Below are 3,276 nucleotides of genomic sequence, written 5' to 3'. Positions count from 1 at the left end.
AATACATCACCATCGGCACCGGCGGCGTGACCGGTGTTTATTACCCGACCGGCGGCGCCATCTGCCGTCTGGTGAACAAGGGCCGCAAGGAGCACGGCTTCAAATGCGCCGTCGAATCCACCGGCGGCTCGGTCTACAACATCAACACCATCCGCGAAGGCGAGCTGCAATTCGGCGTGGCGCAGTCCGATTGGCAGCACCATGCCTACAACGGTTCGTCCAAATTCGAAGACAAGGGGCCGTTTGAAGGCCTGCGCGCTGTGTTCTCAGTGCATCCGGAGCCGTTCACCGTGGTGGCCCGTGCCGATTCCGGCATTTCAACCTTTGACGATCTCAAAGGCAAGCGCGTGAACATCGGCAATCCGGGCTCCGGCCAACGCGGCACCATGGAAGTGCTGATGGAAGCCAAGGGCTGGGGCATGGAAGATTTCGCCCTGGCAACAGAGCTGAAGGCGGCCGAGCAGTCCGCAGCACTGTGCGACAACCAGATCGACGCGATGATCTATACCGTAGGCCACCCGTCCGGCTCGATCCAGGAAGCAACCACCGCCTGTGACTCGGTGCTGGTGACAGTTGATGGCGAGGCCGTGGACAAGCTGGTTGGCGATAACGCCTTCTACCGCACCGCCACCATCCCTGGCGGAATGTACCGCGGTTCGGATGCGGACACCCAGACCTTTGGCGTTGGCGCAACCTTTGTAACCTCGACTGATGTGTCCGAGGAGGCAGTCTATGCGGTTGTCAGCTCGGTGTTCGAAAACTTTGATGCCTTCAAGAAGCTGCATCCGGCTTTTGCCCACCTGAAGGCGGAAGAGATGATTGCAGACGGCCTGTCGGCACCGCTGCACGCCGGCGCGGCTAAGTACTACAAAGAAAAAGGCTGGATCGAATAATCCGCTGAAACTTTGAGAACGGGGCGCAGCAGCGCCCCGTTTCCTTCCCCGGCTGCGGGGAAAAATATCAGGCCGCGCCAGTTGGGCGCCGGCCCTTGGGGAGATTATCCATGACATCCGATGCTCAGGGAAATCGACCGCTCAGCGAAGAAGAACTTCAGGAACTGGTCGCGTCCTCCGACGCCGGCGCGCGCAACCCCGCGGGGGTTGCCGGCATGCTTCTGGCGGTGATTGCCGTCAGCTGGTCGCTGTTCCAGGTGATCCTAGCCTCGCCATTGGCGAACTACCTTCTTCCCGGCGCGGTCAGCAACAATTCCCGGCTTATACATCTGGCCTTTGCCTTGATGCTTGGCTTTATGGCCTACCCGGCGATGGGGCGCGAAAGCCGCAAGGTGATATCCTTCTGGCTGGGGCACCTTGGTGCAATAATCGGCATTGGCGCCTTTGCGCTTGCGATTCTCATCGCCGCGACGTCCGGCGCGATTGGTATGGCGGTTGCCATTCCTGTTGCTGCCGCAGTGGCCATTGCGCTGTCGTTGCCGACGTTTCTGAACGGGTCCGGGAAAGTCTCCCGGATTGAGAGGCTTGCTAGTGCCGGCGGTGTGTTCCTGGCGTCCGCAGTTCTTGTGTACAGCGCGCTGGCGGTGCTTGGGCAATACGTGCTCGGCGCTTGGTCCGGCGGTTTGCAGTTCTTCAGTCTTGCGGCAGGGGCAGCAGTGGCTGCAATGGCTGCCTTTGCCTGTCTGCGTGAGCGGCGCGAAACCGGCGCAGGTTACGTGCCTGTTCAGGATTGGGTACTTGCGGGGGCCGGCGTATATGTCGCGATCTATGGGTTCCTGAACTATCAGAAGATTGTCGACAGCGGCGGCCTTGCCGATGATGTCGACAAGTTCTTTGCGCTTGCCGGCCTTTTGATTCTGTTCGAGGCCGCCCGCCGGGCGCTAGGCCCGGCCATGGCGGTCATTGCAACCATTTTCTTGGCGTATGTCTTTTTCGGCTCTTCCGAATGGGTGCCGGAAGTCATTCGCTGGAAAGGCGCCAGCCTGAAAAAGGCGATGAGCCATATGTGGATCACCTCCGAGGGCGTGTTCGGCATTGCCTTGGGGGTTTCCACCAAATTTGTCTTCCTGTTCGTGCTGTTCGGTGCGCTGCTGGATAAGGCGGGGGCCGGCAACTACTTCATCAAGATGGCTTTTGGCGCGCTCGGCCACCTGCGCGGCGGCCCGGCTAAGGCGGCTGTTGTGGGTTCTGCCGCGACCGGCCTGATTTCCGGCTCCTCCATCGCCAACGTGGTCACCACCGGCACTTTCACCATTCCGCTGATGAAGCGGGTGGGCTTCACCTCTGAACAGGCTGGCTCGGTCGAGGTTGCGTCATCCGTGAACGGCCAGATCATGCCGCCGGTGATGGGCGCTGCGGCCTTCCTGATGGTGGAATACGTGGGTATCTCCTATGTCGAAGTGATCACCCATGCCTTCCTGCCCGCCGCGATTTCCTACATCGCGCTGGTCTACATTGTGCATCTGGAGGCTGTGAAGCGGAATATGCCGACGCTGGGCAACCGCGTTGTCTCCATGGGGCGCACGATTGGTGGCATGGCGCTGTTCTTTGCCGGTTTTGCAGCCCTCTGCTATGGCGTGCAGTACCCGGTCAAATGGATCACCTCAGCCATGCCGGGTGCCTCCGGGCTGACCCTGTCGGCGCTGGTGTTCGCAGCTTATGTAGCCCTGTTGTGGCTGGCTTCCGGCGTCGATGACCTGGTGCCGGATGACCCCAACGCCAAAGAGGTCGAACTGCCGGTTGTGGGTGAGATCTATAAGGCAGGCCTGCACTACCTGCTGCCGATCATCGTGCTGGTCTACTTCCTGATGATTGAGCAGAAGTCCCCGGGGCTGTCGGCCTTCTGGGCAACTGCACTGCTGTTTGTGATCCTGCTGACGCAAAAACCGCTCAAGACGATCTTCCGCGGTCAAAGCAATATGGCCAATTCCTTTATGGAGGGCGTCCAAGACCTGTGGAACGGGTTGATCGATGGCGCGCGCAACATGATCGGCATCGCGCTGGCCACGGCCACAGCGGGTGTGATCGTGGGCACCGTGACGCTGACCGGTGTGGGGCAGGTGATGTCCGAACTGGTGGAGTTTGTCTCGGGCGGCAATCTGATCCTGATGCTGGTGATGGTTGGTATTCTGTCGCTGGTTCTGGGCATGGGGCTGCCGACCACCGCCAACTACATTGTGGTCAGCTCGCTGATGGCCGGTGTGGTGGTCGAACTCGGCGCGCAGTCGGGTCTGATTGTGCCGCTGATCGCGGTGCATCTGTTTGTGTTCTACTTCGGGATCATGGCCGATGTGACGCCGCCTGTGGGGCTTGCCAGCTTCGC

General features: G+C 60.5%; 2 protein-coding genes. Both read left to right on the top strand.

Features of this window, described 5'->3' with window-relative positions; genetic code table 11:
• Positions 1-893 (top strand): TAXI family TRAP transporter solute-binding subunit (locus A2I95_RS28435; protein ID WP_291735313.1); only part of this gene is annotated, 893 nt, incomplete at its 5' end.
• Positions 894-1,003: 110 nt separating this feature from the next.
• Positions 1,004-3,276, top strand: a 2,273-nt coding sequence (locus A2I95_RS28430) for a TRAP transporter fused permease subunit (protein ID WP_291735311.1), incomplete at its 3' end; no start/stop codon positions are given.

It is taken from the genome of Leisingera sp. F5, assembly GCF_001593695.1.
Note: the sequence above shows the minus strand (reverse complement) of the source record. Positions and strands in the feature narration are given on the sequence as shown.